Origin of the sequence: Psychrobacillus faecigallinarum, assembly GCF_014836595.1 — a bacterium.
GTDB lineage: Bacteria > Bacillota > Bacilli > Bacillales_A > Planococcaceae > Psychrobacillus > Psychrobacillus faecigallinarum.
In genome coordinates this window covers 156,991-183,211 of sequence record NZ_JACSQO010000001.1, presented here as the reverse complement: position 1 = coordinate 183,211, position 26,221 = coordinate 156,991, and the positions used below count along the sequence as shown (strand labels likewise).

Sequence of the window (26,221 nt, the reverse complement as noted above, 5' to 3'; positions counted from 1 at the left end):
AGAAACAATGGCAGAAGCTTTAGATTTACAAAACTTAAAAGTAGTTGTTTTTCAGTTAGCTGACAAAGAATATGTTATTCCTGTTAGTCAAGTCCAAGGAATTGAAAAACTAATCCATATAACTAGAGTTCCAAAAACTCCTTCATTTGTAAAAGGAGTTATTAATCTTCGTGGTGTAGTCACACCTATTATTGACTTAAAGAGCAGATTCAATCTAGGAGAGAGCACGTTAGATGAATCTTCTCGAATTATTATTATCTCTTTAGAGGATATGAATGTTGGAGTAATCGTGGACTCTGCAAATGATGTATTAGATATACCGATGGACTCCATAGAGCCTCAGCCAGAAGTTGTAGGAGGATTAGAACAAGATTTTATCGCAGGAGTTACTAAAATTGATAAACGTTTATTGATTTTGCTACATCTTGACTTAGTATTAAATCCTATTAAGGCTGGAGCTTAGTATATGTTTGAAAATAAGATTACGTCTATGCATCTTGATGTATTAAGGGAAATAGGTAACATTGGTGCAGCGCATGCTGCTACTGCATTATCCACCCTGTTGAATAAGAAAATAGACATGAATGTCCCTAAAGTTGAGATGGTAACTTTTGATGAAATGATGGATCTTGCTGGTGGAGCAGAAAGCGTAGTTGCTGGTATCTATCTTCGCATCGATGGAGATGTCAATGGTAGTATGTTTTTTGTTTTACCCGTTGAGCAGGCAAACCAATTCATCAGAAGATTGATCCAAGATGAAAGTTTAGACTTTGAAAAGGGACAGGTTACAGAGATGGGAGCGTCTGCGCTTCAGGAGCTAGGAAATATCTTGTCCGGTTCATATTTGTCTGCGTTGTCCGATTTCACTAAACTTAGTATTTATCCAACAGTTCCAGCACTTTGCGTTGATATGGTGGGAGCTATCATAAGTTTTGGGCTTGTAGAGCTTTCACAAGTAAGTGATTATGTCATTGTGATCGATACCGCTATTCATGAAGATGAAGATGAGAGTGGGAAAATTGTTCATGGTCATTTCTTTTTATTGCCAGAGCCGGATTCATTTCAAGCTATTTTCCGAGCATTAGGAGTAGAATAATATGATTGAACAAAGTCAAATTGGTCACGTAGTAAAAGTCGGGATAGCTGATATGAATATAGCAAAGGCACCGCATACGATAAGGACATCTGGATTGGGCTCATGTGTAGGAGTTGTTCTTTACGATGATAGAAATCAAACAGCCGGCATGGTGCATGTAATGCTTCCGAATTCTAGTTTAGGAAGATCTGAAAAGATTAATATTGCCAAATTTGCTGATACTGGTATACCAGCGCTTATTGAACTATTAAAAATGGAAGGGTTGGTTCCTTCAAGACTCCGCGCTAAAATAGCTGGCGGTGCTCAAATGTTCCAATTCTCTTCCAGTAGAGATACTATGCGAATAGGTCCTAGAAATGTGGAGGCAGTAAAAGAGTATTTACACAAATACTCTATTCCCATTATATCTGAAGATACTGGGGGAAATAGTGGACGTACTATTGAGTTTGATCCATCCACAAAGCTATTGAACGTTAGAACGGTAAATCAGGGAGTGAGAGACATTTAATGGCAGGTTCAATTTTATTTAATTGCTGGGTAGCTCTTCTTGCATTTAGTTGTTACTTTCTTTTTTCATACCCCTTTGTAGAAGGGATTGTTATTTTAATACCATCTCTTATATGTGCACTATTATTTTTTATATTAGCCTTTTTTGGAAGAGCGGCTATATCATATGTTCTAGAAGACAAAACCAAAAAAGTAGAGGAAGAGGTCCTTTTATCTCAAAATACCTCTTCCTCACCAATAGATTCATCAAAAGAATACGCTAACATTATAAAAAACATGCTAAATAATGAATCATAAATGGGGGGCGATATATTTTCGCCTCCCCTTTTTATACGAAATTTTGGTATAATATCCATATATATAATGGAAAAGGTCGAAAGGGGGATTATTGTGTCAAAACTAAATTCGACAGAGGAGCAGCTCCTTTGGAAGAAATGGACAGAAAGCAAGGATCCTCAAGCAGGAGATTTACTTCTAAGAAAATATACTCCTCTTGTAACCTATCATGTGCAGCGTATTGGAGCTGGCATTCCTCAAAATGTTTCAAGAGATGAACTGAAAAGCCTTGGTATGATGGGACTATTTGATGCTTTAAATAAATTTGATCATTCCAGAGATTTAAAGTTCGATACGTACGCATCCTTTCGTGTTAGAGGTGCAATAATAGACGGCTTGAGAAAAGAAGACTGGCTACCAAGGTCCTCACGTGAAAAGGCAAAAAAGCTAGACCAGAAGATTGAAGAGCTAGAACAAAAACTAATGCGTCATGCAACACCTGAGGAAATAGCACAATTTGTAGAGGTTTCGGTTGAAGAAGTTTATCAGACAGTGCAGGAGCATTTCTTCTCTAATGTTCTATCGATCGATGAACAGCTACATGACCAAGATGAAATGGATAATAAGGCATTTGTCATTAGAGATGATACGCAGACTACGCCTGAGCAGCAGCTTGTCAAGGGCGAGTTACTCAATGACCTAGTGAGCCAAATTCAACACTTAAATGAGAACGAACAATTAGTTTTAAGCTTATTTTATACTGAAGAGTTAACCTTGACGGTTATAGGTGAAATGCTAGGCCTATCAACCTCCAGAATTTCTCAAATACATTCCAAAGCTCTTTTTAAGCTTCGGAAGCTTTTGGCAAGTGAAATGATGAATTCATAATATGCGGAGGGAAATTCTATGAGCTTAAAAGTTGTTGAACTACAGATTGCTATACCGAAAACATTTGATGCGGGTAAAATGTCTGAGCAAATGCAGCAACAAAGTGCTATAAACCAAGCGAATGCTCAAGCTGCAACTGAAAGGCAAATTGAGAGAAATAGAGAAACAGTTATTAAATCTAATAATATAGAAGCAGACGCCGAACAAGGCTCAAAGCAACAAACTGAGCAAGAAAATGAAAAAAGAGAAAAAAAAGATCAAGAAAATAAAGAGACAAAGCACCCCTTTAAAGGTAACTTTGTAGACTTTAGCGGATAGGAGTAAAAATGACGACTATAATTTTAACAGTTCTATTTCTACTCCAAATAATTAGTTTTTATTTCATCGCATTGTTGAATATGAAAATTTCTAAGTATAAGGGTATGGAAGACAAGCAAGAGCAGATGATTAAAGAAATAGAAAATTCTTTTAGTGCGTACATTGCAGAAATCAAGGACGAAAATGATCGCCTTTTACATGAGCTCAAAGAACAAAATAATTACTCGTCTGAAAAGAAGGAAGTAATCTCTATTGCTAAAAAAGAGATTTCATCTGCTTCAAACGAGGAAAGCCAATCATTAATAATATCAAGACCACTAGTTTCAAAACAAAAGGCAGCTAGTAGTTATGTTCAATCTTCCAATTTACCAGAAAAAGAGATCCCAATTACTTTAAAGGAAAAAGTATTGTATTATTCGGAAGAAGGTAAAAACCCTACAGAAATAGCTAAGTTGCTCCAAATCGGAAAGACAGAAGTCGAGCTCTTCTTGAAATTTCAGGATTAAAATAGTTGAAAGTTAATTATATCTATGGTATATTACAAGACGGTATGAATATACACGCATTTCTGATGGAATTGGCAGGTGCTCTTACAAAAGAGTAGCCGATGAAAAATGAAGAATGCGGAAGACTAAACCAAACCAGGAGGAAATAAAATGTCAGTAATCTCTATGAAACAATTACTTGAGGCTGGTGTACACTTCGGTCACCAAACTCGCCGTTGGAATCCAAAAATGAAAAAATACATTTTTGTTGAGCGTAACGGAATCTACATCATCGATCTTCAAAAAACGGTGAAAAAATTAGAAGAAGCTTATGACTTCATGCGCCAAGTAGGTCAAGATGGCGGGAAAGTTCTTTTCGTTGGAACTAAAAAGCAAGCTCAAGAAGCTATTAAAGAAGAAGCAGAACGTTCAGGAAACTACTATATTAACCAACGTTGGTTAGGTGGTACTTTAACTAACTTCGGTACAATTCAAAAACGTGTATCACGCTTAAAAGCAATTGAAAAAATGGAAGAAGACGGAACTTTCTCTGTACTTCCTAAAAAAGAAGTAGTTCAACTTAAAAAAGAACACGAACGTCTAGTTAAATTCTTAGGCGGTATCCGTGACATGAAAGCTATCCCGGATGTAATGTTCGTAGTTGACCCACGTAAAGAGCGTATTGCAGTTGCAGAAGCTCGTAAATTGAACATTCCATTAGTAGGAATCGTTGATACAAACTGTGATCCAGATGAAATCGACTATGTAATTCCTGCAAATGACGATGCAATTCGCGCAGTGAAATTATTAACTGCTAAAATGGCGGATGCATTACTAGAAGCAAGACAAGGTGAAGATGCAGAAGTAGCTTCAGCTGAAGTTGCTGCTGAGTAAGACACATGTAAGTAACAGGTGATAAGCGGCCAAACCACTTATCACCTTTTTTTGAGAAAATGACATTTAATTGTACTAGGAGGAATTTATAATGGCAGTTACAGCACAAATGGTAAAAGAATTGCGTGAAAAAACTGGCGCAGGTATGATGGATTGTAAGAAAGCTCTAGTTGAAACAGATGGCAACTTAGAAGCAGCAATTGACTTCTTACGTGAAAAAGGTCTTTCTTCTGCAGCTAAAAAAGCTGATCGTATCGCAGCTGAAGGTACAACTTTCATCGAAATCGATGGCAATAAAGCTGTATTATTAGAAATGAACGCAGAAACTGACTTCGTTGCCAAAAATGAAGGCTTCCAACAATTAGTTAAACAAGTAGCTTCTCATTTATTAACTACTGAACCAGCTTCAGTTGAAGAAGCATTAGCTTCTAACATTGAAGAAGGCGTTACAGTTGAAAATGCTATTTCTAACGCAGTAGCTAAAATTGGAGAAAAAATTACTCTTCGTCGCTTTGTTATTGAAACAAAAACAGATGCGGATGCATTTGGTCCATACCTTCACATGGGAGGTCGTATCGGAGTTCTTACAGTTCTTGAAGGTTCTACTGATGAGCAAGCGGCAAAAGACGTTGCAATGCACATTGCTGCTTTAAACCCATCATACATTTCTCGTGATGAAGTATCTGCTGAGGAAGTAGAGCACGAGCGTAAAGTATTAACAGAACAAGCATTAAACGAAGGTAAGCCAGAAAATATTGTAGCTAAAATGGTAGAAGGCCGTCTTGGTAAATATTTTGAAGAAGTGTGCTTATTAGACCAATCTTTCGTTAAAAATCCAGATCAAAAAGTTCGTACATTTGTGGAATCAACTGGTGGTAAACTAGTTTCATTCACACGCTACGCTGTTGGTGAAGGAATTGAGAAACGTGAAGATAACTTTGCTGAAGAAGTAATGAGCCAAGTTAAAGGTAAATAATAAAAAATAAATAGTAAGAACGTATGTTGTTCTTATTTTATAGAAAAACTCTAGGGAGCACGTAATTTGTGTTCCCTATTTTTCAAGAAAAGAGATGGAGGATATCTATGAGCACACCACAATATAAAAGAATTGTTTTAAAACTAAGTGGCGAAGCATTGGCTGGAGAAAAAGGTTTTGGATTGTCTCCTGAGATTATTAAATCAGTAGCGGAACAAGTGAAGGAAGTTGTTGATCTTGGAGTTGAAGTTGCTGTTGTAGTTGGAGGAGGCAATATTTGGAGAGGTAAAATAGGCAGCGAAATGGGAATGGACCGTGCTAATGCCGATTATATGGGCATGTTGGCTACGGTTATGAATTCATTGGCACTGCAAGATTCTCTAGAACAATGTGGAGTTGAGACGCGTGTACAGTCTTCCATTGAAATGCGTCAAGTGGCAGAACCGTACATAAGAAGAAGAGCGATTCGTCATTTAGAAAAAAAACGTGTAGTAATATTTGCAGCGGGAACGGGTAATCCATACTTCTCGACTGATACTACAGCAGCTTTAAGAGCAGCTGAAATAGAAGCTGATGTTATCTTAATGGCTAAAAACAATGTAGATGGTGTGTATTCAGCTGATCCAAAAATGGATAAAACAGCAGTGAAATATGATGAATTGTCTTTCTTGGAAGTAATTCAGCAAGGCCTACAGGTGATGGATTCAACGGCTTCCACTTTATGTATGGACAATGATATTGCACTTATTGTATTCTCAATTATGGAAAATGGAAATATTAAACGGGCTGTCCTAGGTGACTCTATTGGAACAGTCGTTAGGAGGAATTCATAATGCCGAAACAAGTAATAGAGCAAACAAAAGACAAAATGGCTAAAACAATTCAAGTGTATACAAGAGAGCTAGCTTCTATCCGTGCTGGTCGTGCAAGCGCATCTTTACTTGATAAAATTACTGTGGACTACTATGGTGCGCCAACACCGATTAACCAAATGGCTGGTATATCGATACCAGAAGCGCGCTTACTAACAATTCAACCTTATGATAAATCCATTCTGGGAGATATCGAAAAAGCAATTATGAAATCAGACTTAGGAATCACTCCTACAAACGATGGTAATCTTATTCGTATTGCTATTCCTGCACTGACAGAAGAGCGCCGTAAAGAATTAGTAAAACAAGTTAAAAAAGAAGCTGAAGAAGCTAAAGTGAATATCCGTAATGTACGTCGTGATGGGAACGACGACCTGAAAAAAATGGAGAAAGCTGGAGAAATCACAGAAGATGATTTAAGAAGCTACACAGAAGAAATCCAAAAAATTACGGATGCAAATATTGATAAAATCGATGCAATCACTAAAGATAAAGAAAAAGAAATTCTAGAGGTTTAAGATACTCTTCTAGCAAGTAGTACAGTTGAACCTTTATCCGAAGAAGGCGTCCTTTTAGAAGGACGTCTTTTTATATTCGTTTTTATTTGTTATGATAAGACTATATGCTTCGATAAGGTTTAAAGTGGAGGTTAATGCATGCTAAAAAAACTTATTCGTAAAAATGATAAAGCGATAAGTATCTATTTAAATGAACGAGTGGAAAATGCACAAAAAGAACAGTTGCCAGACCATATCGCCATTATTATGGATGGTAATGGCAGATGGGCTAAAAAGAGAGCCTTGCCAAGAGTAGCTGGACATCATGAAGGAATGCAAACTGTAAGGAAAATAACTAGATTTGCCAATGAAGTGGGTATAAAAACGCTCACATTATATGCATTTTCAACAGAGAACTGGAAAAGGCCTAAAATTGAAGTTGAATTTTTAATGCGTTTACCTGAAGAATTTTTAAACTCCTATCTACCTGAGTTAATGGAACAAAATATTCAGGTAAGAATGATGGGTAATATTGAACTTTTGCCAGAGCATACTAAGAAGGCTGTTACAAAAGCAATGGAGCAAACTGCCGAAAATAACGGTCTCATATTAAACTTTGCTCTAAACTATGGAAGCAGAGATGAAATTGTTCAAGCGGTAAAAAAAATTGCTCTAGATATTCAAGAAGGTAATATGGAGATAAATGATATTACAGAAAATAATATTAATAGTTATTTAATGACGAAAGATTTAAGTGAACCAGATTTACTGATTAGAACTAGTGGGGAAGTACGTTTAAGTAACTTCATGCTTTGGCAACTCGCATATACAGAATTCTGGTTTACAGACACATTGTGGCCAGATTTCGATCAGGAATGTTTGATAGAAGCTATTGAAACCTTTCAAAAGCGAAATAGAAGATATGGTGGAATTAAGGAGGAAGAAACAAATTGAAAACAAGAATTATCACGGGTGCCGTCGCTTTAGCACTCTTTCTTCCAATAGTTCTGCTAGGAGGACCTGTATTTACTGTTCTTATATACGCAATTGCTACAGTAGGATTATATGAAATACTAAAAATGAAGGGTTTAAGTCTCTTTTCTTTTTCAGGTATCATATCGCTACTTCTTTTGTTTTTACTATTATTCCCTTCAGCTTATACAGAAAATATAGTTAACCTTACAGGTCATACAAAGCTCGAATGGATATTCGTAGCTGTTTTTCTCTTGCTTATTTTCACTGTGCTAACGAAAAACAGTTTTACATTTGAGGATGCCTCCTTCGTGCTTGTGAGTACTTTATATGTAGGGATAGGTTTTTATTATTTTATTGAAACTCGAGAAAGTGGATTGGCATATCTCATATTTGCGTTACTGATTGTATGGACTACTGATTCAGGTGCTTATTTTACAGGTAGAAAAATTGGGAAACGAAAACTATGGCCAGAGATTTCTCCAAACAAAACAGTAGAAGGATTTGTAGGAGGGATACTATGGGCAATAATCACTGCTCTAATTATCCAATGGATTAATCCACTTACTTCCTCATACATTGTCCTAATCGGGATTACTATTATAGCCTCCATTTTTGGACAACTGGGGGATTTGGTTGAATCGGGTATTAAAAGACACTTTAATGTAAAAGATTCAGGTAAACTACTACCTGGACACGGTGGAATATTAGATCGCTTTGACAGTCTTCTTTTTGTCTTGCCATTATTGCACTTTTTACATTTTATATAAGGGAGACGACATTATTTCATGGGTAAAAGAATAAGTTTATTAGGTGCAACTGGTTCTATTGGGCTCCAAACTTTGGATATAATAAGAGAGCACCCAAATAAGTTTCAATTAGTTGCATTTTCGGTAGGTAAAAATATAGAAGAAACAAGAAAGATACTAAATGAGTTTCATGTAGAAGTTGTATCTGTACAAAAAGAAGAAGATGCACTTTTACTGCAACAAGAATATCCAAAAATAGAAGTAGTTTTTGGAGATGCCGGCTTGATACAAGTTGCAGCTCATACGAACGCGGATGTTCTAGTAAATGCGGTTTTAGGGAGTGTAGGTTTAAGACCAACATTAGAAGCTATTAAAAAGGGAATTACCATTGCTATTGCAAACAAAGAGACATTGGTTACGGCTGGTCATTTAGTTATGCAAGCTGCCCAACAATATAATGTGCCAATCCTGCCTGTTGACAGTGAACATTCTGCGCTATTCCAAGCGATGAATGGAGAAAAGAAAAGCGAGGTTTCCAAGCTTATTATTACTGCATCTGGAGGTAGCTTCAGAGATCGAACACGTGAAGAATTAAAAAGTGTCACTGTAAAAGAAGCGTTAAACCATCCTAACTGGTCAATGGGTTCAAAAATTACGATTGACTCAGCTACGATGATGAACAAAGGGTTGGAAGTAATTGAAGCTCATGTCCTGTTTGATATTTCCTATGATGACATTGAAGTGTTATTACATCGTGAAAGTATTATCCACTCCATGATTGAATTTAAAGATACTAGTGTTATAGCCCAATTAGGGACGCCGGATATGAGGGTGCCTATTCAATATGCGTTGTCCTATCCAGATCGTCTAGAACGATCAAATGCACACCGATTAAACTTAGCGGAAATTGGCAAGCTTCATTTTCAAGAGATGGACTACAAGAGATATCATGCATTAAAGCTGGCGATTGACGCAGGACGAGCAGGCGGAACAATGACAACTGTATTAAATGCGGCTAATGAAGCAGCAGTTAGTCTATTTTTAAAAGAAAAGATTACATTCTTAGAAATTGATGAATTAATTGAGCGAGCAATGGACGAGCATTCGAATGTTTCTTCACCAGATTTAGATACTATATTATTTGTTGATAGCCAAACGAGAAAAAGTGTACAAAACATGGTAAAATGATGTATTGAGGAAAGACAAGCAGGAGAAAAAGGTGGGGTATAATGGAAACAGCCATTGCGTTTATAATCATATTTGGAAGTATTGTTTTTTTTCATGAACTAGGGCATTTTATTTTTGCAAAAAAAGCTGGAATAATGGTTAGAGAATTTGCCATTGGTTTTGGACCTAAAATTTTTGGTATGACAAAAGGGGAAACACTGTATACAATCCGTTTATTACCTTTGGGTGGTTATGTACGGATGGCTGGAGAAGATTTAGATTCTATTGAATTACAGCCTGGATATCGTCTAGGTGTTCGCTTAAATGAGAACAATGAAATAGATCAAATTGTACTCAACCAGAACAAACAATTCCCTGATATGCTCTTTCTAGAAGTAGAAAGATCTGATTTGATGAAAGAAATGTATATCGAAGGCTACGATGAAGAAGAGCGTTTAGTTCGTTATCAAGTTGCAAGAAAAGCTGTTATTATTGAAAATAATACCGAAACCTTTATCGCCCCTTATGATCGACAATTCGGTTCCAAAACAGTTGGACAACGTTCTATGGCGATTTTCGCAGGACCTTTGTTTAACTTTATATTAGCATTCTTTATATTCCTAGCTTTAGGATTACTTCAGGGAATTCCAACTAACGAGCCTATTATTACAACAGTTGCAGATAATAGTCCAGCAGCGTTAGCAGGAATGAAAGATGGAGATTTAGTTAAAGAGATTGACGGAATGCCAATTACCGAATGGGAAGAACTATCGCTAGCCGTTAGAGATAGCGCTAACGAACCGATGACCTTCGTGATAGATCGAGATGGTACTAAGGAAGAATTAATTGTAACTCCGAAGGAAGTAGCTACCGAAGCGGGTAAGGTTGCCCAAATTGGTGTTCAATATAAGAGTCCTTTAGAAAAAAATCCAATTGGGGCAATTGTCTTTGGGGCTGAACAAACCTATGAATGGACTAAAAGAATATTTACTATCTTAGGTACATTAGTTACTGGCTCCTTTTCTATTGATGACTTGTCTGGTCCAGTGGGAATATATAAAGCGACGGAAACAGTCGCGCAATTAGGCGTATATAACCTAATGCAGTGGGCAGCTATTTTAAGCATAAATCTTGGGATTATGAATTTGTTACCATTACCAGCCCTCGATGGAGGAAGATTGTTGTTCTTCCTTTTTGAAGCAATTAGAGGAAAACCAGTCGACAAACAAAAAGAAGGAATGGTTCATTTTGTAGGAATCATGCTTCTTATGGTATTGATGGTTGTAGTCACTTGGAATGATATTCAAAGATTCTTCTTTTAAAATAATTTTGTGAGAAAATGGAAGAACTATTTATTTGTGGTTTTGATAAAATTACGTTAGGGAGGAAGTTCGAGTAGCTGAACTTCCTTTCTTTTTCTGTAAATTGTTCTTTCATATTATAAAGGAATCAATTTTTTGAAATCTATATGCATTTCAAATAAAGTAGAATTAAATTTCGCTTTCGGAGGACGCTTTCCGTGGGGTGAGCGATAAGCTATTACCCGTCGCTTATGTGCGCAGTTTTTATGTCTTATTTGTTACTCATCCCACAGAAGTCGCCGCCTAACCCTACAATCATACAGAAAAGAAATAAAATAAATAGAAAATAACTTTTAAAAGAAGGGGGAATAGCTAAGATGCAAGATGGCAAAATGAGAATGCATTTATTGCTGCAACAACTAGAGCTGACTGAAGATGCTTTTGTACAGCATTTTGAGAATGCTTCTATTACCAGATTTACGGTCCATAAAAAGCAAAGACAATGGCATTTTCAAATCAATTTAGCAAACATTCTTCCGATTGAGGTTTATACTAAATTCCAAACAAGACTACAAGAAAAATTTCAGGGTATAGCAACTGTTTATTTAAATATAAAAAGCGAAAATCCAGAAGTCTCTGAACCGCTAGTAAAAGCGTACTGGACAAGTGTCTTAAAAGAAATGAGCGATATGGCTCCTCCGTTAAAAGATTGCTTGCTAGGTCAGGAGCCAGAGTGGAATGGACAGATGATACAGCTTACTTGTGGACAGGATTTACAGCTCCGTACATTCAAAAAAAAATATATCGAACACATTTCAAATGTGTATGAAAGCTTTGGATTTCCTAAACTCGCAATAGATTTTAAATTGGTTGAGGATACCGAAGCACTAGCAGAAGCCCAAGTTGCCTTCTTAGAACAAAGAAGAATGGAAGAAGAAGAGCTAGGGAAAAAAGCTTTAGTTGATTTACAAAAGAGAGAATCTCAACGTCAGGATAGTGGAGATGCGGGAGAAGATGGACCATTCCAGCTAGGTACTCCTTTGAAAAAAGAAGAGGCGAGCGTGGAAATACGTTCTATTCAGGACGAGGAGCGTAGAGTTACGATTGAAGGCTTTGTTTTTGACGTGGAGGTTAAAGAGCTTAGAAGTGGAAGATCTCTATTAACTGCAAAAGTGACGGATTACACAGATTCAATCCTAGTTAAAATGTTCTCAAGAGACAAAGAAGACGCTGGAATGATGGCACGTCTTAAAAAGGGAATGTGGATAAAAGTAAGAGGCTCCGTGCAAAATGATACATTTGTGCGCGATTTAATCGTAATGGCTCAAGATATGTGTGAGATTAATCCAGTACTAAGATATGATACTTCAAAAGAAAAACGAGTGGAGTTACATATGCATACCCCGATGAGTCAAATGGATGCTGTTTCTTCTGTTTCAGCTCTAGTTTCTCAAGCAGCCAAATGGGGGCACAAAGCAGTAGCGATTACTGATCATGCCAATGTACAATCATTCCCAGAGGCGTATGCAGCTGGTAAGAAGAATGGTATAAAAATTTTATACGGCTTAGAGGCAAATCTAATTCACGATGGAGTGCCAATAGCTTATGACGAACAACATATTGCACTGGAAGATGCTACGTATATTGTCTTTGACGTAGAAACGACAGGGTTATCTGCTACTTATGATAAGATCATTGAGCTTGCAGCAGTAAAAATGCACAACGGTACTATTATTGACAAATTTGAAAGATTTGTTAATCCGCATCATGCTTTGTCCGCAACAACAATTGAGCTAACTGGTATCACGGATGATATGGTTCGTAATGCTCCAGAGATAGAGGATGTTATTAGAGATTTTCATGAATTTATCGGTGACGGGATTATTGTTGCGCATAATGCGTCGTTTGATATGGGCTTCTTGTATGAGGGTTATCGAAAATGCGATATTAACCATTTTGACCATCCAGTTATCGATACATTAGAACTAGCTCGTTTTTTACATCCGGAAATGAAAACACATAAACTAGGTACACTAACGAAAAAATTTAATATCGAATTAACCCAAGCCCATAGAGCGATCTTTGACTGTGAGGCAACGGGTTATCTTTTATTGTATTTATTAAAAGAAGCTGAAGCACAAGACATTCATTATCTTGATGACTTCAATAAGCATATTGGGCAAGGTGATTCCTACAAACGAGCAAGACCATCACACTGTACTATTTTAGCGGTTAACGATGAGGGTCTAAAGAATCTATTTAAATTAGTTTCCCTTTCCCATACAACTACCTTCTATCGCGTGCCACGTATTAAACGTTCGGTGCTTCAAAAGCATAGAGCAGGGTTAATAATTGGCTCTGGTTGTGATCGTGGAGAGGTTTTCGAAGGGCTTATGCAAAAGCCTTTGGAGCAAGTTGAAGAAATTGCCAAGTTCTATGATTATTTAGAGGTACATCCTAAAGAAGTGTACGCTCATTTAATTGAAATGGAACTAGTAAGAGATGAATGGAACTTAGAAGACATTATTCGCAAGCTGATTAAAGTAGGGAAAAAGTTAGGGAAACCAGTTGTTGCTACTGGAAATGTACATTATTTACATGAGACGGATGCAATGTTCCGCAAAATTTTGGTGAATTCTCAAGGGGGAGCAAATCCTTTAAATCGTCATGAGCTACCAAAGGTTCACTTTAGAACTACCAATGAAATGCTAGATTCCTTCTCGTTTTTAGGAGAAGAGCTGGCAAAAGAAATAGTCATTACGAATCCTAACAATATTGCAGATTCGATCGAAGACATTAAGCCAATCAAAGACGATCTTTATACTCCAAAAATTGAAGGAGCAGATGACGAAGTTAGAGAGTTAACCTATACGAAAGCTAAGGAAATTTATGGTAAGGAATTGCCAGAGATAGTTGAGGCACGTATTGAAAAAGAGCTTACGTCTATTATTGGACATGGATTTGCTGTTATTTATTTAATCTCTCACAAACTAGTGAAGAAATCTTTAGATGATGGTTATTTGGTTGGATCCCGTGGATCTGTAGGCTCATCACTTGTCGCAACCTTGATGGAGATAACTGAAGTAAATCCTATGCCTCCTCATTATATTTGTCCTAGCTGTAAACATTCTGTATTTTTCCAAGATGGTTCTGTAGGATCTGGATTTGACCTTCCCAATGCCAACTGTGAAAAATGTGATACTCCTTACGTTAAGGAAGGACAAGATATTCCTTTCGAAACATTCTTAGGGTTTAAAGGAGATAAGGTTCCTGATATTGACTTAAACTTTAGTGGAGAATATCAACCAACAGCACATAACTATACAAAAGAGCTGTTTGGGGAAGAGTATGTATTCCGAGCAGGTACTATAGGAACAGTAGCGGAAAAGACAGCGTATGGATATGTTCGAGGTTATATGAATGATAATAATATATCATTACGTGGAGCAGAAATAGACCGCTTAGTACAAGGATGTACAGGTGTAAAACGTACAACTGGACAGCATCCAGGAGGTATTATTGTTGTACCTGACTATATGGATATATTTGATTTTTCACCAATTCAGTTTCCGGCAGATGCACAGGATTCAGAGTGGAAAACGACGCATTTTGACTTCCATTCCATCCATGATAATCTACTGAAATTAGATATTCTTGGACACGATGATCCGACCGTTATACGGATGCTGCAAGACCTTTCTGGAATTGATCCGAAAACGATACCGACGGATGATCCGGAAGTTATGAAGATCTTTAGTGGACCAGAAACTCTTGGAGTAACAGAAGAACAAATTGATTGTAAAACGGGGACGCTAGGTATTCCGGAGTTCGGTACTCGATTCGTAAGACAAATGCTCGAGGAAACAAAACCATCAACCTTCTCAGAACTTGTTCAAATATCAGGTCTTTCTCATGGGACGGATGTTTGGTTGGGCAATGCACAAGAACTTATACAAGCAGGAACATGTCAGCTTTCAGATGTAATTGGCTGTCGTGATGATATTATGGTTTATCTAATCTATCAAGGCTTAGATCCTTCACTTGCATTTAAAATAATGGAGTCTGTGCGGAAAGGGAAAGGACTAACACCAGAATTTGAAGCAGAAATGAAATCAAAAGGTGTAGCTAACTGGTATATTGAATCATGTAAAAAGATAAAATATATGTTCCCTAAAGCTCATGCTGCTGCCTACGTTTTAATGGCCGTTCGTATTGCATATTTTAAAGTTCACTTCCCAATACTATACTATGCAGCATATTTTACAGTACGAGCATCCGATTTTGATTTAATCTCTATTGTAAATGGCTCACATACAATTCGAGCTAAGTTAGATGAAATTAATGCAAAGGGATTAGAAGCATCTAACAAAGAAAAAAGCTTGGCGACTGTATTAGAGCTTTCTCTGGAAATGTCTGAGCGAGGAATTAGAATGCAAAAGATTGATCTTTATAAATCTAAGGCACATGAATTTACTATTGAAGGGAATACTTTAATACCTCCATTTGATGCCGTTCCAGGCTTAGGTACGAACGTTGCTGTTCAAATAGTAAATGCTCGACAAAATGGAGAGTTCTTATCTAAAGAGGATTTGCAGCAAAGAGGTAAAGTTTCCAAAACGATTATTGAGTATCTGGACTCGATGGGTTGCCTAGAAGGGCTACCTGACGCGAATCAGCTATCTCTGTTTTAGTCACTAATTTGCAAACAAACCTATGGTATGGTAAGATAAAACTACCAATGTTTCATAGTTCTGTGACGAAAGAGTGGGATTTCCCGCTCTTTTCTGTTGTTATATAGAAAATCATGGTTGTGTAGGGAGGCCTTTATGAGTAATATAACTAGTAAAATTGAAGAGCTTGTTTTACCTATTTTGCAAGAGATGACCTTAGAGCTCGTTGATGTTGAATATGTTAAAGAAGGTCGCGATTGGTTTTTACGTGTATATATTGATACACCTTCTGGTGGCATTGATATTGAGCAATGTGCCCAAGTAAGTAATAAGCTAAGTGAAAAATTGGATGAAGAAGATCCTATTAAGGAAAATTATTTTTTAGAAGTTTCCTCGCCTGGGGCAGAGCGTCCTTTAAAGAAAGAAGCTGATTTTATCTCAGCTATAGGGAAATATGTTTTCATTAAAACTTATGAGCAAATTAACGGGGCTAAAGAGTTTGAAGGAACATTACTTTCTTATTCTGCTGAAGAAGGCGCTTTAATAGAAGTTCGCATCAAAACAAGAAGAGTTAAAATTCAAATTGAAAAAGAGAAAATTGCGCTTGCTCGTTTAGCAATCGATTTCTCTGCATAATGTATATTGAGGAGTGACAGCTGTGAGTAGTGAGTTATTAGATGCGTTAACTGCGCTAGAGAAGCAAAAAGGAATTTCAAGAGATGTCTTAATGGAGGCGATTGAGGCTGCATTAGTTACGGCATACAAAAGAAACTTCAATCAAGCTCAAAATGTTCGAGTGGATATCAATTTAGCTAACGGTTCTATGTTAGTTTATTCTAGAAAAGATGTAGTAGAGGAAGTTAGTGATAGCAGACTGGAGATTTCTCTTGAGGATGCACAAGCTATTAACCCACATTATGCTCTTGGAGATGTAGTAGAGGAAGAAGTTACTCCACGTAACTTTGGACGTATTGCAGCACAAACAGCAAAACAAGTGGTGACTCAGCGAGTACGTGAGGCAGAGCGTGGGTTAATATATGAAGAGTATGTTGATCGTGAAGATGATATAGTAAACGGTATTGTTGAACGACTTGATGCTCGCAATATTTATGTAGGATTAGGGAAAGTGGAAGCTGTTTTACCAGTAAACGAACAAATTCCGACTGAAACTTATCGTCCTCATGACCGTATCAAAGTTTATATTACAAAGGTTGAACGTACAACTCGTGGACCACAAGTGTTTGTTTCTAGAACACATCCAGGATTACTTCGTCGCTTATTTGAGATGGAAGTGCCTGAAATTTTCGAAGGTATTGTAGAGATTAAATCTATCGCTCGTGAAGCTGGAGATCGTTCGAAAATATCTGTATTCGCTCATAACGATGAAATTGATCCAGTTGGTTCATGTGTAGGTGCGAAAGGTGCTCGTGTTCAAACGATTGTCAACGAACTAAGCGGAGAAAAAATTGACATTGTGGAATGGTCAGAAGATCCGGTAGTTTTCGTGGCAAATGCACTTAGTCCTTCGAAAGTTTTAGACGTTCAAGTAAATGAAGAGGAAAAATCCACTACAGTAGTAGTCCCGGATTATCAGCTATCTCTCGCTATTGGTAAAAGAGGTCAAAATGCAAGACTTGCAGCTAAGCTAACAGGTTGGAAAATTGACATTAAAAGTGAGACGGATGCTAGAGAACTAGGAATTTATCCTAACGAGAATTCTCCGCAACTAATTGTAGAAGAATTAGAAAACGATATGGATGATTTTGATTTTTACAAAGACGAAGAGTAAGAATAGGAGGCTGATTTAGTATGGCCACTCAAAAAAAAATCCCATTACGAAAATGTGTTGCTACTGGAGACATGTTTCCTAAAAAAGAAATGATTCGAGTAGTTCGTTCGAAAGAAGGCGAGGTTAGCGTGGATCCGACTGGAAAGAAATCTGGTCGCGGCGCGTATGTCTCTAAAACTGTAGAAGCAGTTAACCAAGCAAAGAAGAAGAATTCTTTAGGAAATCATTTAGAAGCAAGCATACCAAATGAAATCTATGACGAGTTAATAGTCATGATCGAAAGAGAAAAATTGAAATGAATTTAGAACAACAAATTACTCAATTATTAGGACTTGCAACTAGAGCTAGAAAAACTATATCTGGTGAAGAGTTAGTCGTAAAAGAAATTAGAAGTAAAAAAGCAAAGTTAGTTATATTAGCTAATGATGCTTCACAAAATACGGCAAAAAAATTGAATGATAAATGTGCATCTTTTAACGTTGAGCTGCATGTCTTTGGAGACCGGCACGATCTCGGACATGCGACGGGAAAAGAGGCCAGGGTGGCAATAGCCATTATGGATGACGGTTTCGCTAAAAAACTGTCCGGCCTTCTCAACGAATATAACCGGGGGTGAGCTAATGACTAAAATCAGAGTTCATGAATACGCGAAACAAATTAATAAATCAAGTAAAGAAGTTATTGAGCAACTAGGAAAAATGAATATTACAGTTACGAATCATATGTCTACGCTTGAAGGTGATGCTGTAAGTAAATTAGACGGCGTTTATAAAAAAGGTGGCGCTGGAAATAATTCAGCTTCACAACAGACTAAACCTTCTAATCAAGGGCAACAAAGACCAAGTAACCAGAACCAATCTAGACCGTCTTCACAAGGACAACAGAGACCAAACAACCAGAACCAATCTAGACCGTCTTCACAAGGGCAACAAAGACCAAATAACCAAAATCAATCTAGACCATCTTCAGGGGGACAATCACGTCCTTCAACCAATGGTCAATCACAACAAAGACCTGCAAATACGTCGAATAATCAAGGATCTAATTCTCAAGGTTCAAATAATCAACCAAAAGAGAAAAAAGTCTTTAATAATAATAACCGACCTGGAGGACAAAATCGTCCGGGTGGTCAAAATAGACCAGGGGGACAAAATCGTCCAGGCCAACGTCCAAACAAGCGTAGAAAAGGACCGACAACTCCTGTTCAACCACCAGTGCCAAGAAAAGAAAGAGAACTTCCAGAAAGAATTACTTTTACGGAATCTCTTACTGTAACAGAACTTGCGAAAAAATTAGGTCGTGAACCTGCAGAAATTATCAAAAAATTGTTCTTACTTGGTGTAATGGCAACAATTAACCAAGAGCTAGATAAGGATGCAATTGAACTTATTTGTGCAGACTACGGTGTAGAAGTGGAAGAAGAAATCAAAATCGATATTACTGATTTAGAAGTTCATTTCGAAGCTCCTGTGGAAGAAGATTCTACACACACAGTAGAGCGTCCACCAGTAGTAACAATCATGGGACACGTTGACCATGGTAAAACTACTCTGTTAGACTCTATCAGACACACTAAGGTGACAGCTGGAGAAGCGGGTGGTATCACTCAGCATATTGGTGCATACCAAGTAGTGGATAACGGTAAGAAGATTACTTTCTTAGATACTCCCGGGCATGCTGCGTTTACAACGATGCGAGCGCGCGGAGCAAAAGTAACTGATTTGACCATTTTAGTAGTTGCAGCAGATGATGGAGTAATGCCTCAAACGGTTGAAGCTATTAACCATGCGAAAGCTGCAGAAGTTCCAATTATCGTTGCAGTTAACAAAATGGATAAACCAGGAGCAAATCCTGATCGTGTAATGCAAGAACTTACAGAGCATGGTTTAGTGCCAGAAGCTTGGGGTGGAGAAACAATTTTCGTACCAATCTCTGCGTTAAAAGGCGATGGTATTGATAACCTGCTTGAAATGGTTCTACTTGTTTCAGAGGTTGCTGAGCTAAAAGCTAACCCTAAACGTCTTGCTTTAGGAACAGTAATTGAAGCACAGTTAGACAAAGGTAGAGGTTCTGTTGCTACGTTATTAGTTCAAGATGGAACTTTAAAAGTTGGAGATCCAATTGTAGTAGGTCATGCCTTCGGCCGTGTCCGTGCAATGGTTAATGACCTTGGCCGCCGTGTGAAAGAAGCTGGTCCTTCAACTCCGGTTGAAATTACTGGATTAAACGAAGTTCCACAAGCAGGAGATCGTTTCGTAGTATTTGAAGATGAGAAAACTGCTCGTCAAGTTGGTGAAACACGTGCATCTCAAGCACAAGTGAGCCAACGTTCTGAAAAAGCACGTGTTACTTTAGACAACTTGTTTGATCAAATGAAACAAGGGGAAATGAAAGAACTAAACCTAATTGTGAAAGCAGACGTTCAAGGTACTGTAGAAGCAATGGCTGCTTCATTGATGAAAATTGAAGTTGAAGGTGTAAATGTTCGAATTATCCATACTGGAGCTGGAGCAATCACTGAGTCAGATATTAGCCTTGCAGCTGCTTCCAATGCAATTGTAATTGGATTTAACGTACGTCCAGATACAAATGCGAAACGTGCCGCTGAACAAGAGGGCGTAGATATTCGACTTCACCGTATTATTTATAAAGTAATTGAGGAAATCGAAGCAGCTATGACTGGACTACTTGATCCAGAATTCCAAGAGAAAATCATTGGTCAAGCTGAGGTTCGTGAAACATTCAAAGTATCTAAAGTGGGAACTATTGCTGGTTCGTATGTAATCGATGGCAAAATCACTCGTGATAGTGGTGTTCGCGTAATCCGTGATGGAATTGTTATTTTCGAAGGTGAGCTAGATACGCTTAAACGCTTCAAAGATGATGCTAAAGAAGTTGCAAAAGGTTATGAATGTGGTATAACGATTAAAAACTTCAATGATGTCAAAGAAAGCGATATAATCGAAGCTTACATTATGGAAGAAATTAAACGATAATGATTGTGTATGCAGAGTGTGAATTTCTCATCCCTACTGCACATTCATTGAAAGAAAAAAGAGCAGTATTACAGCGTATGCTCACTAGAACAAAACAAAAATTCAATGTTTCAATATCTGAGTTAGATCACCAAGACGTTTGGCAGCGTACTAAAATCGGAATAGTTGCCATTGCCTCTGACAAGCGAGCAGTGGAACGCGAGTTAACACTTGCCATTCGTTTTTTGGAATCTAACCCAGAATGGGAATGTATTGATATCAACAAAGAATATTTATGATAGAAGATGAGGTGTAGCAATTATGTCAATGCGTGCTAACCGAGTTGCCGAGCAAATGAAAAAAGAGTTAGGCGAAATCATAGGACGAAAATTAAAAGATCCTCGTATCGGTTTTGTCACAGTAACCGATGTAGCAGTTACAGGCGACTTACAACAAGCGACGATTTATATTACAGTGTTAAATGGTAACCGTAACGATACATTAAAGGCTTTAGAAAAAGCAAAAGGCTTTATCCGTTCAGAAATTGGGCAGCGTATCCGTTTACGAGTTACTCCTGAGTTATTGTTTGAATATGATGAATCTGCTGCTTATGGCAATCATATTGACGATTTACTAAGACAGATTAACAAATCTTCTGAGGAATAAAACACAAAAAAGAAGTCTGCTTATCCAATGAGCAGACTTCTTTCTTGTATTTTGAATATGGGGTGAATAATATGTACGAAGGCATACTTCCTCTATGGAAGGAAAAAGGGATGACCTCACATGATTGTGTCTTTAAATTACGGAAAATCTTGAAGATGAAACGAATAGGTCATACTGGAACACTAGATCCAAGTGTTGAAGGTGTGTTACCAATTTGTCTTGGTCAGGCAACTAAGGTGTCTGAATATATAATGAATGAGGGAAAAACTTACGTGGCTACTGTTGCTATTGGAATTTCAACTACAACAGAGGATGCTGATGGAGATATAGTTTTAGAGGATAACTCGGAAAAGAAATTTTCTCGTGAGCAAATATTAAATGTACTGCAGCAACTTACGGGAGTCATTACACAAACACCTCCGATGTATTCTGCAGTTAAAGTAAATGGGAAAAAATTATACGAGTATGCAAGGGAAGGAAAAGAAGTGGATCGTCCCAGCAGACAAGTAACTATTAATGATTTAAAATTACTTGATGATGATTCCGTATTTTCTGGCCAACAAGTATTATTCTCTATTGAGATTAACTGTAGTAAAGGCACCTACATCCGTACACTTGCCGTTCAAATAGGCGAGCTACTTGGATATCCGGCCCATATGTCATCGCTAGTGCGCACTGCTTCTGGAAATTTTACAAAATTGCAGTGTCTAACTCTTTCAGAAGTACAACAATCTTTGGAAAAAGATGCTCTGGAACAAAGTATTTTACCGTTTAAACACGCATTATCCAAATGGCCATTCGAGGAACTAGATAATTCATTGAAAAAATGGATTACAAATGGCTCTGTATTGGAAATACATCCACTGCTGAATACAAATGACAAAATGGTCTTCACAGACAATGGGGAGCCAATTGCGGTATATATTAAACATCCAACAAAAAGTGGTATGATGAAACCAGAGAAAATGTTTTCATCAGATAAAGGAGAATAATATGAACGTATATCACTTATCTTATCCCAATCATTTATATAATGTTACTAACAATGAAGCTTATTCCCTAGCAATAGGATTTTTTGATGGTGTCCACACCGGACACCGTGCAGTTATCCAAGAGGCTTTAAATAAAGGTAAAGAAAAGAGTATCAAGACAGCTGTTATGACGTTTGATCCTCATCCTTCTCTTGTTCTAGGTGGGAGAAAAGAGCAAGTATTCTATATTACACCTTTGGAACAGAAAATCGAGATACTGGAACAAATGAATGTAGATGCTTTATTTGTCGTAAGGTTTACTTCAGACTTTGCGAAGCTCTCGCCTGCTCAATTTATTGACTCATTTATTAAGCATGCAAATGTTAAACATGTGACTGCAGGGTTCGATTTTACTTTTGGATCTTTTGGTAAAGGTACGATGCAGGATATGGAGGAGCTTTCTAACGGAGAATATTCCGTTTCTATAGTTGGCAAGCAAGAGCTTGCTGGCGATAAAATAAGTTCTACTAGAATACGTGAGGCACTAAAAGAGGGCAAAGTGGAAGTGGCAAAAGAGCTTTTAGGTCGTCCTTTTATGCTATCTGGTGTAGTTGTCCATGGTGATAAACGAGGTAGAACAATAGATTTTCCTACTGCTAATATCCAACCAAAGGAAGGACAATTTACTCCGGCTATTGGTGTATATGCAGTGAAGATACAGGTCCAGGAAATCTGGTATGAGGGAGTATGTAACGTTGGGTATAAGCCAACATTTAATAACCCGGAAGAAAAGAAATTATCGATTGAAGTACATATTATAAATTTCGACCAATCTATTTATGGAGAAGAAGTATCCGTGCATTGGTACAAGCGTATACGGGCCGAACAAAAGTTCAATGGGATTGACGAACTTAAAAAACAAATCGGGAAAGACAAAAATTACGCTATGGAATACTTTAAAATGTAAGCTTTTTATAATTTCTAATATCCAGAAGATAAATTTTTATGGTTATTAACCCTCTCGCTATTATTTTAAAGTAACAAATGGAATACCTTTCATAAAAGTTGCTTCGTATAAGAGATTATGCTATTCTTTATAAGTACAAAAATGTACTTAACCTTTCCTTGGCTTTCTCGATTCTCCAACGGCTGCTCAGGAACAGGGGATATTAAGATTTTTAGGAGGAAACCTATAATGGCAATTACACAAGAACGCAAAAACGAACTAATCGCTGAGTTCAGAACTCATGAAAGCGATACAGGATCTGCAGATATCCAAATCGCAATCCTTACTGAAGAGATTAACTCTTTAAACGAACATTTACGTACACATAAGAAAGATCATCACTCACGTCGTGGTCTATTCAAAATGGTTGGACGTCGTCGTAACTTATTAAAATACTTACGTGAAAACGAAGTACAACGCTACCGTGAACTAATCGCAAAACTTGGTTTACGTCGATAAGATACACCTAGGAAAGCGGGATTTATCCCGCTTTTTCTATTGGTATAAAATTTATTTCTAAGGGAAATTGTTATATATTAGTATTAGCGAGTAATTTTTGTTTTTTTTAGTAAAATATTTCGCATAGTTTCGATATTTTTGATACACTACTTATGATACATATAACCATTAGAACGTCCTTTTTTAAAGGCCGTGTTATATTTCAATTTGTACAGAAATAGCAGATAGTGAGCAAAAGAGCTTACATATACCTTTGGATATGAAAGATTTTGCGAAAATCATAGTAGAAAATAATCATCGCCTTATTTAAGGAGTTTTTTGAAGTCGAGAGGAGTCCAGAGCAATGAGTGAAAAGAAAGTATTTACACACGAATGGGCAGGCCGTCCATTGCAAGTAGAAATTGGACAACTTGCAAAACAAGCTAATGGAGCAGTATTAGTAAGATATGGAGATACAAGCGTATTATCTGTAGCTACTGCTTCTAAACAACCAAAAAATCTTGATTTCTTTCCATTAACAGTGAATTATGAAGAGAAGTTATATGCGGTTGGTAAAATTCCTGGTGGATTTATTAAACGTGAAGGACGCCCTTCAGAAAGAGCTATTTTAACAAGTCGCTTAATCGACCGTCCAATTCGTCCATTGTTCCCAGATGGTTTCCGTAATGAAGTTCAAGTAATTTCTATTGTTATGTCAGTAGACCAAAACTGTTCCTCTGAAATGGCAGCGATGCTTGGCTCTTCCTTAGCACTAAGTGTATCGGATATTCCATTTGATGGACCGATTGCAGGTGTACAAGTTGGCTTAATTGGGGACGAGTTTATCATTAACCCAACAGTTGAACAAATGGAAAAAAGCATGCTAGATCTAACTGTAGCTGGGACAAAAGATGCGATTAACATGGTAGAGGCAGGAGCTAAAGAAGTTTCTGAGGAAGTCGTTCTAGAAGCAATTATGTTCGGGCACAGTGAAATCGTTAAGCTAATTGAATTCCAAGAAAAAGTGGTTGCAGAAATCGGGAAAGAGAAAAAAGAAATTCCTTTATTTGAATTAGATAAGGAGCTTTTTACGGAAGTAAAAGGGCTTTGCGAAGCTAAGCTAGTTCAAGCTATTCAAGTACAAGAGAAACATGCCCGTGAAGATGCTATATCTGAAGTGAAAACTGAAGTATTAGAACAATATACTGAAAAAGAAGCAACCGATGAAACTTTGAAGCAAGTGCGTGAAATTTTAGATGCTATGGTCAAAGAAGAAGTTCGTCGTTTGATCACAGAAGAAAAAGTACGTCCAGATGGTCGTGGCGTAGCTGAAATTCGTCCATTGTCTTCTGAAGTTGGTGTTTTACCTCGTACACATGGTTCTGGTCTATTTACGCGTGGACAAACTCAAGCTTTGAGTATTTGTACATTAGGGCCACTAGGTGATGTTCAAATTATTGATGGTATCGGCTTAGAGGAATCTAAACGTTTTATGCATCATTATAACTTCCCTCAATTTAGTGTAGGGGAAACGGGCCCAATTCGTGCTCCTGGTCGTCGTGAAATCGGTCACGGTGCTTTAGGTGAACGTGCATTAGAAGCAGTTATTCCAGATGAGAATGATTTCCCGTATACTCTACGTTTAGTTGCTGAAGTACTGGAATCTAATGGTTCTACTTCGCAAGCAAGTATTTGTGCTTCTACACTTGCTATGATGGATGCAGGCGTTCCACTTAAAGCTCCAGTTGCTGGTATTGCTATGGGACTTGTAAAAAAAGGTGAACATTATACAATCTTAACAGACATTCAAGGAATGGAAGACCATCTTGGAGATATGGACTTTAAAGTAGCTGGTACTTCTAAAGGTATAACAGCACTTCAAATGGACATTAAAATCGATGGATTGTCTAAAACGATTTTAGAGGAAGCTCTTGAGCAAGCTAAAATTGGACGTATGCAGATTCTTGAAAGTATGCTTGCTACTATTAGTGAGCCACGTGGAAAATTATCTAAATACGCACCAAAAATTACTGTTATCAAAATCAATCCTGATAAAATTCGTGATGTTATCGGACCTGGTGGTAAACAAATCAACAAAATCATTGATGAAACTGGCGTAAAAATTGATACTGAGCAAGATGGTACAATTTATATCGCTTCACCAGATGAAGAGATGATTGCTCGTGCAAAACAAATCATTGAAGACATTGTTCGCGTAGCTAAGGTTGGCGAATATTACCTAGGAAAAGTAAAACGTATTGAAAAATTCGGTGCTTTCGTAGAAATCTTTAATGGAAAAGATGGTTTGCTTCATATATCAGAAATCCAAGAAGAACGTACGAAAAACGTGGAAGACGTTCTTAAAATTGGGGACGAGTTATTAGTGAAAGTGATCGAAATTGACAATCAAGGCCGTGTTAACTTATCTCGTAAAGTAGTATTAAAAGAAGAAAAAGAACGTGCTGAACAAAAAGAAGATTAATTAATAAAATATAATTACGTACAAGGTTGACCGTAGATCCAATCTACGGCAACTTTTTTTAAATAGTAAGAAAAGCGCAGGCACCTATGTTTGCCCCGACAAGCAAATGGGGAAAGTGAGGAGGCAGTTCCCCAGCCACCGGAGCTTTTTCCATTTGACCTCGAGGGGCAAGGTGCTGGAGCTAGACATTGACAAGAAACAAAAAAGTATATGCATAAGTCGAAGA

General features: G+C 37.4%; 26 protein-coding genes. All 26 read left to right on the top strand.

What is annotated here, in order from left to right; translation table 11 throughout:
• Positions 1-7 precede the first annotated feature (7 nt).
• On the top strand, positions 8-463 hold the full coding sequence (locus H9650_RS00995; protein WP_144538073.1) for a chemotaxis protein CheW: 456 nt from the start codon (positions 8-10) through the stop codon (positions 461-463).
• A 3-nt stretch (positions 464-466) separates the two neighbouring features.
• Complete coding sequence (locus tag H9650_RS00990; protein ID WP_144538074.1) at positions 467-1,096, top strand: chemotaxis protein CheC; 630 nt, start codon at positions 467-469, stop codon at positions 1,094-1,096.
• A 1-nt stretch (position 1,097) separates the two neighbouring features.
• Positions 1,098-1,604: a chemotaxis protein CheD gene (locus tag H9650_RS00985; protein WP_191696377.1), complete on the top strand. Its 507-nt coding sequence runs from the start codon at positions 1,098-1,100 to the stop codon at positions 1,602-1,604.
• A 362-nt stretch (positions 1,605-1,966) separates the two neighbouring features.
• Positions 1,967-2,767, top strand: coding sequence for a FliA/WhiG family RNA polymerase sigma factor (locus tag H9650_RS00980; RefSeq protein WP_225215855.1), 801 nt, complete (start codon positions 1,967-1,969; stop codon positions 2,765-2,767).
• Positions 2,768-2,785: 18 nt separating this feature from the next.
• Positions 2,786-3,085 (top strand): RNA polymerase subunit sigma, encoded by a 300-nt coding sequence (locus tag H9650_RS00975; protein WP_191696375.1) that lies wholly within the window; start codon positions 2,786-2,788, stop codon positions 3,083-3,085.
• A gap of 8 nt (positions 3,086-3,093) precedes the next feature.
• Positions 3,094-3,591 carry a hypothetical protein gene (locus tag H9650_RS00970; protein ID WP_191696374.1) on the top strand — a complete coding sequence of 166 codons (498 nt, stop codon included), beginning with the start codon at positions 3,094-3,096 and terminating at the stop codon, positions 3,589-3,591.
• Positions 3,592-3,741: 150 nt separating this feature from the next.
• Positions 3,742-4,464: a 30S ribosomal protein S2 gene (rpsB, locus tag H9650_RS00965; protein WP_191696373.1), complete on the top strand. Its 723-nt coding sequence runs from the start codon at positions 3,742-3,744 to the stop codon at positions 4,462-4,464.
• Positions 4,465-4,555: 91 nt separating this feature from the next.
• On the top strand, positions 4,556-5,440 hold the full coding sequence (gene tsf, locus H9650_RS00960) for a translation elongation factor Ts (RefSeq protein ID WP_144538081.1): 885 nt from the start codon (positions 4,556-4,558) through the stop codon (positions 5,438-5,440).
• Between the two features lie 107 nt (positions 5,441-5,547).
• A complete protein-coding gene (pyrH, locus tag H9650_RS00955; protein ID WP_144538082.1) occupies positions 5,548-6,273 on the top strand; it encodes a UMP kinase in 726 nt (241 codons plus the stop codon).
• Positions 6,273-6,830, top strand: a complete 558-nt coding sequence (gene frr, locus H9650_RS00950) for a ribosome recycling factor (protein WP_144538083.1) — start codon at positions 6,273-6,275, stop codon at positions 6,828-6,830. The genes pyrH and frr overlap by 1 nt, the downstream gene beginning before the upstream one ends.
• 138 nt (positions 6,831-6,968) lie before the next feature.
• Complete coding sequence (locus H9650_RS00945; protein WP_151110515.1) at positions 6,969-7,763, top strand: isoprenyl transferase; 795 nt, start codon at positions 6,969-6,971, stop codon at positions 7,761-7,763.
• The gene (locus tag H9650_RS00940) at positions 7,760-8,551 is read left to right on the top strand and encodes a phosphatidate cytidylyltransferase (protein ID WP_144538085.1); all 792 of its coding nucleotides are present in this window, start codon (positions 7,760-7,762) and stop codon (positions 8,549-8,551) included. The genes H9650_RS00945 and H9650_RS00940 overlap by 4 nt, the downstream gene beginning before the upstream one ends.
• Positions 8,552-8,569: 18 nt before the next feature.
• Positions 8,570-9,718 (top strand): 1-deoxy-D-xylulose-5-phosphate reductoisomerase, encoded by a 1,149-nt coding sequence (gene dxr / locus H9650_RS00935; RefSeq protein WP_144538086.1) that lies wholly within the window; start codon positions 8,570-8,572, stop codon positions 9,716-9,718.
• Positions 9,719-9,759: 41 nt separating this feature from the next.
• Positions 9,760-11,019 (top strand): RIP metalloprotease RseP, encoded by a 1,260-nt coding sequence (rseP, locus tag H9650_RS00930; protein ID WP_191696372.1) that lies wholly within the window; start codon positions 9,760-9,762, stop codon positions 11,017-11,019.
• A 356-nt stretch (positions 11,020-11,375) separates the two neighbouring features.
• Positions 11,376-15,689, top strand: coding sequence for a PolC-type DNA polymerase III (locus tag H9650_RS00925; RefSeq protein ID WP_225215854.1), 4,314 nt, complete (start codon positions 11,376-11,378; stop codon positions 15,687-15,689).
• Between the two features lie 135 nt (positions 15,690-15,824).
• Positions 15,825-16,304: a ribosome maturation factor RimP gene (rimP, locus tag H9650_RS00920; protein ID WP_144538089.1), complete on the top strand. Its 480-nt coding sequence runs from the start codon at positions 15,825-15,827 to the stop codon at positions 16,302-16,304.
• 22 nt (positions 16,305-16,326) lie between these two features.
• Positions 16,327-17,457, top strand: coding sequence for a transcription termination factor NusA (nusA, locus tag H9650_RS00915; RefSeq protein ID WP_144538090.1), 1,131 nt, complete (start codon positions 16,327-16,329; stop codon positions 17,455-17,457).
• Positions 17,458-17,477: 20 nt separating this feature from the next.
• Positions 17,478-17,756 (top strand): RNase P modulator RnpM, encoded by a 279-nt coding sequence (gene rnpM / locus H9650_RS00910; RefSeq protein ID WP_144538091.1) that lies wholly within the window; start codon positions 17,478-17,480, stop codon positions 17,754-17,756.
• Positions 17,753-18,073: a YlxQ family RNA-binding protein gene (locus tag H9650_RS00905; protein WP_144538092.1), complete on the top strand. Its 321-nt coding sequence runs from the start codon at positions 17,753-17,755 to the stop codon at positions 18,071-18,073. The genes rnpM and H9650_RS00905 overlap by 4 nt, the downstream gene beginning before the upstream one ends.
• Positions 18,074-18,077: 4 nt before the next feature.
• A complete protein-coding gene (gene infB, locus H9650_RS00900; RefSeq protein WP_144538093.1) occupies positions 18,078-20,453 on the top strand; it encodes a translation initiation factor IF-2 in 2,376 nt (791 codons plus the stop codon).
• Positions 20,453-20,731: a DUF503 domain-containing protein gene (locus H9650_RS00895; RefSeq protein ID WP_144538094.1), complete on the top strand. Its 279-nt coding sequence runs from the start codon at positions 20,453-20,455 to the stop codon at positions 20,729-20,731. Before infB ends, H9650_RS00895 begins: the two co-directional genes overlap by 1 nt.
• A gap of 22 nt (positions 20,732-20,753) precedes the next feature.
• A complete protein-coding gene (gene rbfA / locus H9650_RS00890) occupies positions 20,754-21,098 on the top strand; it encodes a 30S ribosome-binding factor RbfA (RefSeq protein ID WP_144538095.1) in 345 nt (114 codons plus the stop codon).
• A gap of 71 nt (positions 21,099-21,169) precedes the next feature.
• Entirely contained in the window at positions 21,170-22,090 is a 921-nt protein-coding gene (gene truB / locus H9650_RS00885; protein WP_191696371.1) for a tRNA pseudouridine(55) synthase TruB, read from the top strand.
• A 1-nt stretch (position 22,091) separates the two neighbouring features.
• Positions 22,092-23,036 (top strand): riboflavin biosynthesis protein RibF, encoded by a 945-nt coding sequence (ribF, locus tag H9650_RS00880; RefSeq protein WP_144538096.1) that lies wholly within the window; start codon positions 22,092-22,094, stop codon positions 23,034-23,036.
• Positions 23,037-23,264: 228 nt separating this feature from the next.
• Positions 23,265-23,534 (top strand): 30S ribosomal protein S15, encoded by a 270-nt coding sequence (gene rpsO / locus H9650_RS00875; RefSeq protein WP_053589935.1) that lies wholly within the window; start codon positions 23,265-23,267, stop codon positions 23,532-23,534.
• Between the two features lie 343 nt (positions 23,535-23,877).
• Entirely contained in the window at positions 23,878-25,995 is a 2,118-nt protein-coding gene (pnp, locus tag H9650_RS00870; protein ID WP_191696370.1) for a polyribonucleotide nucleotidyltransferase, read from the top strand.
• The last annotated feature ends 226 nt before the right edge of the window (positions 25,996-26,221 follow it).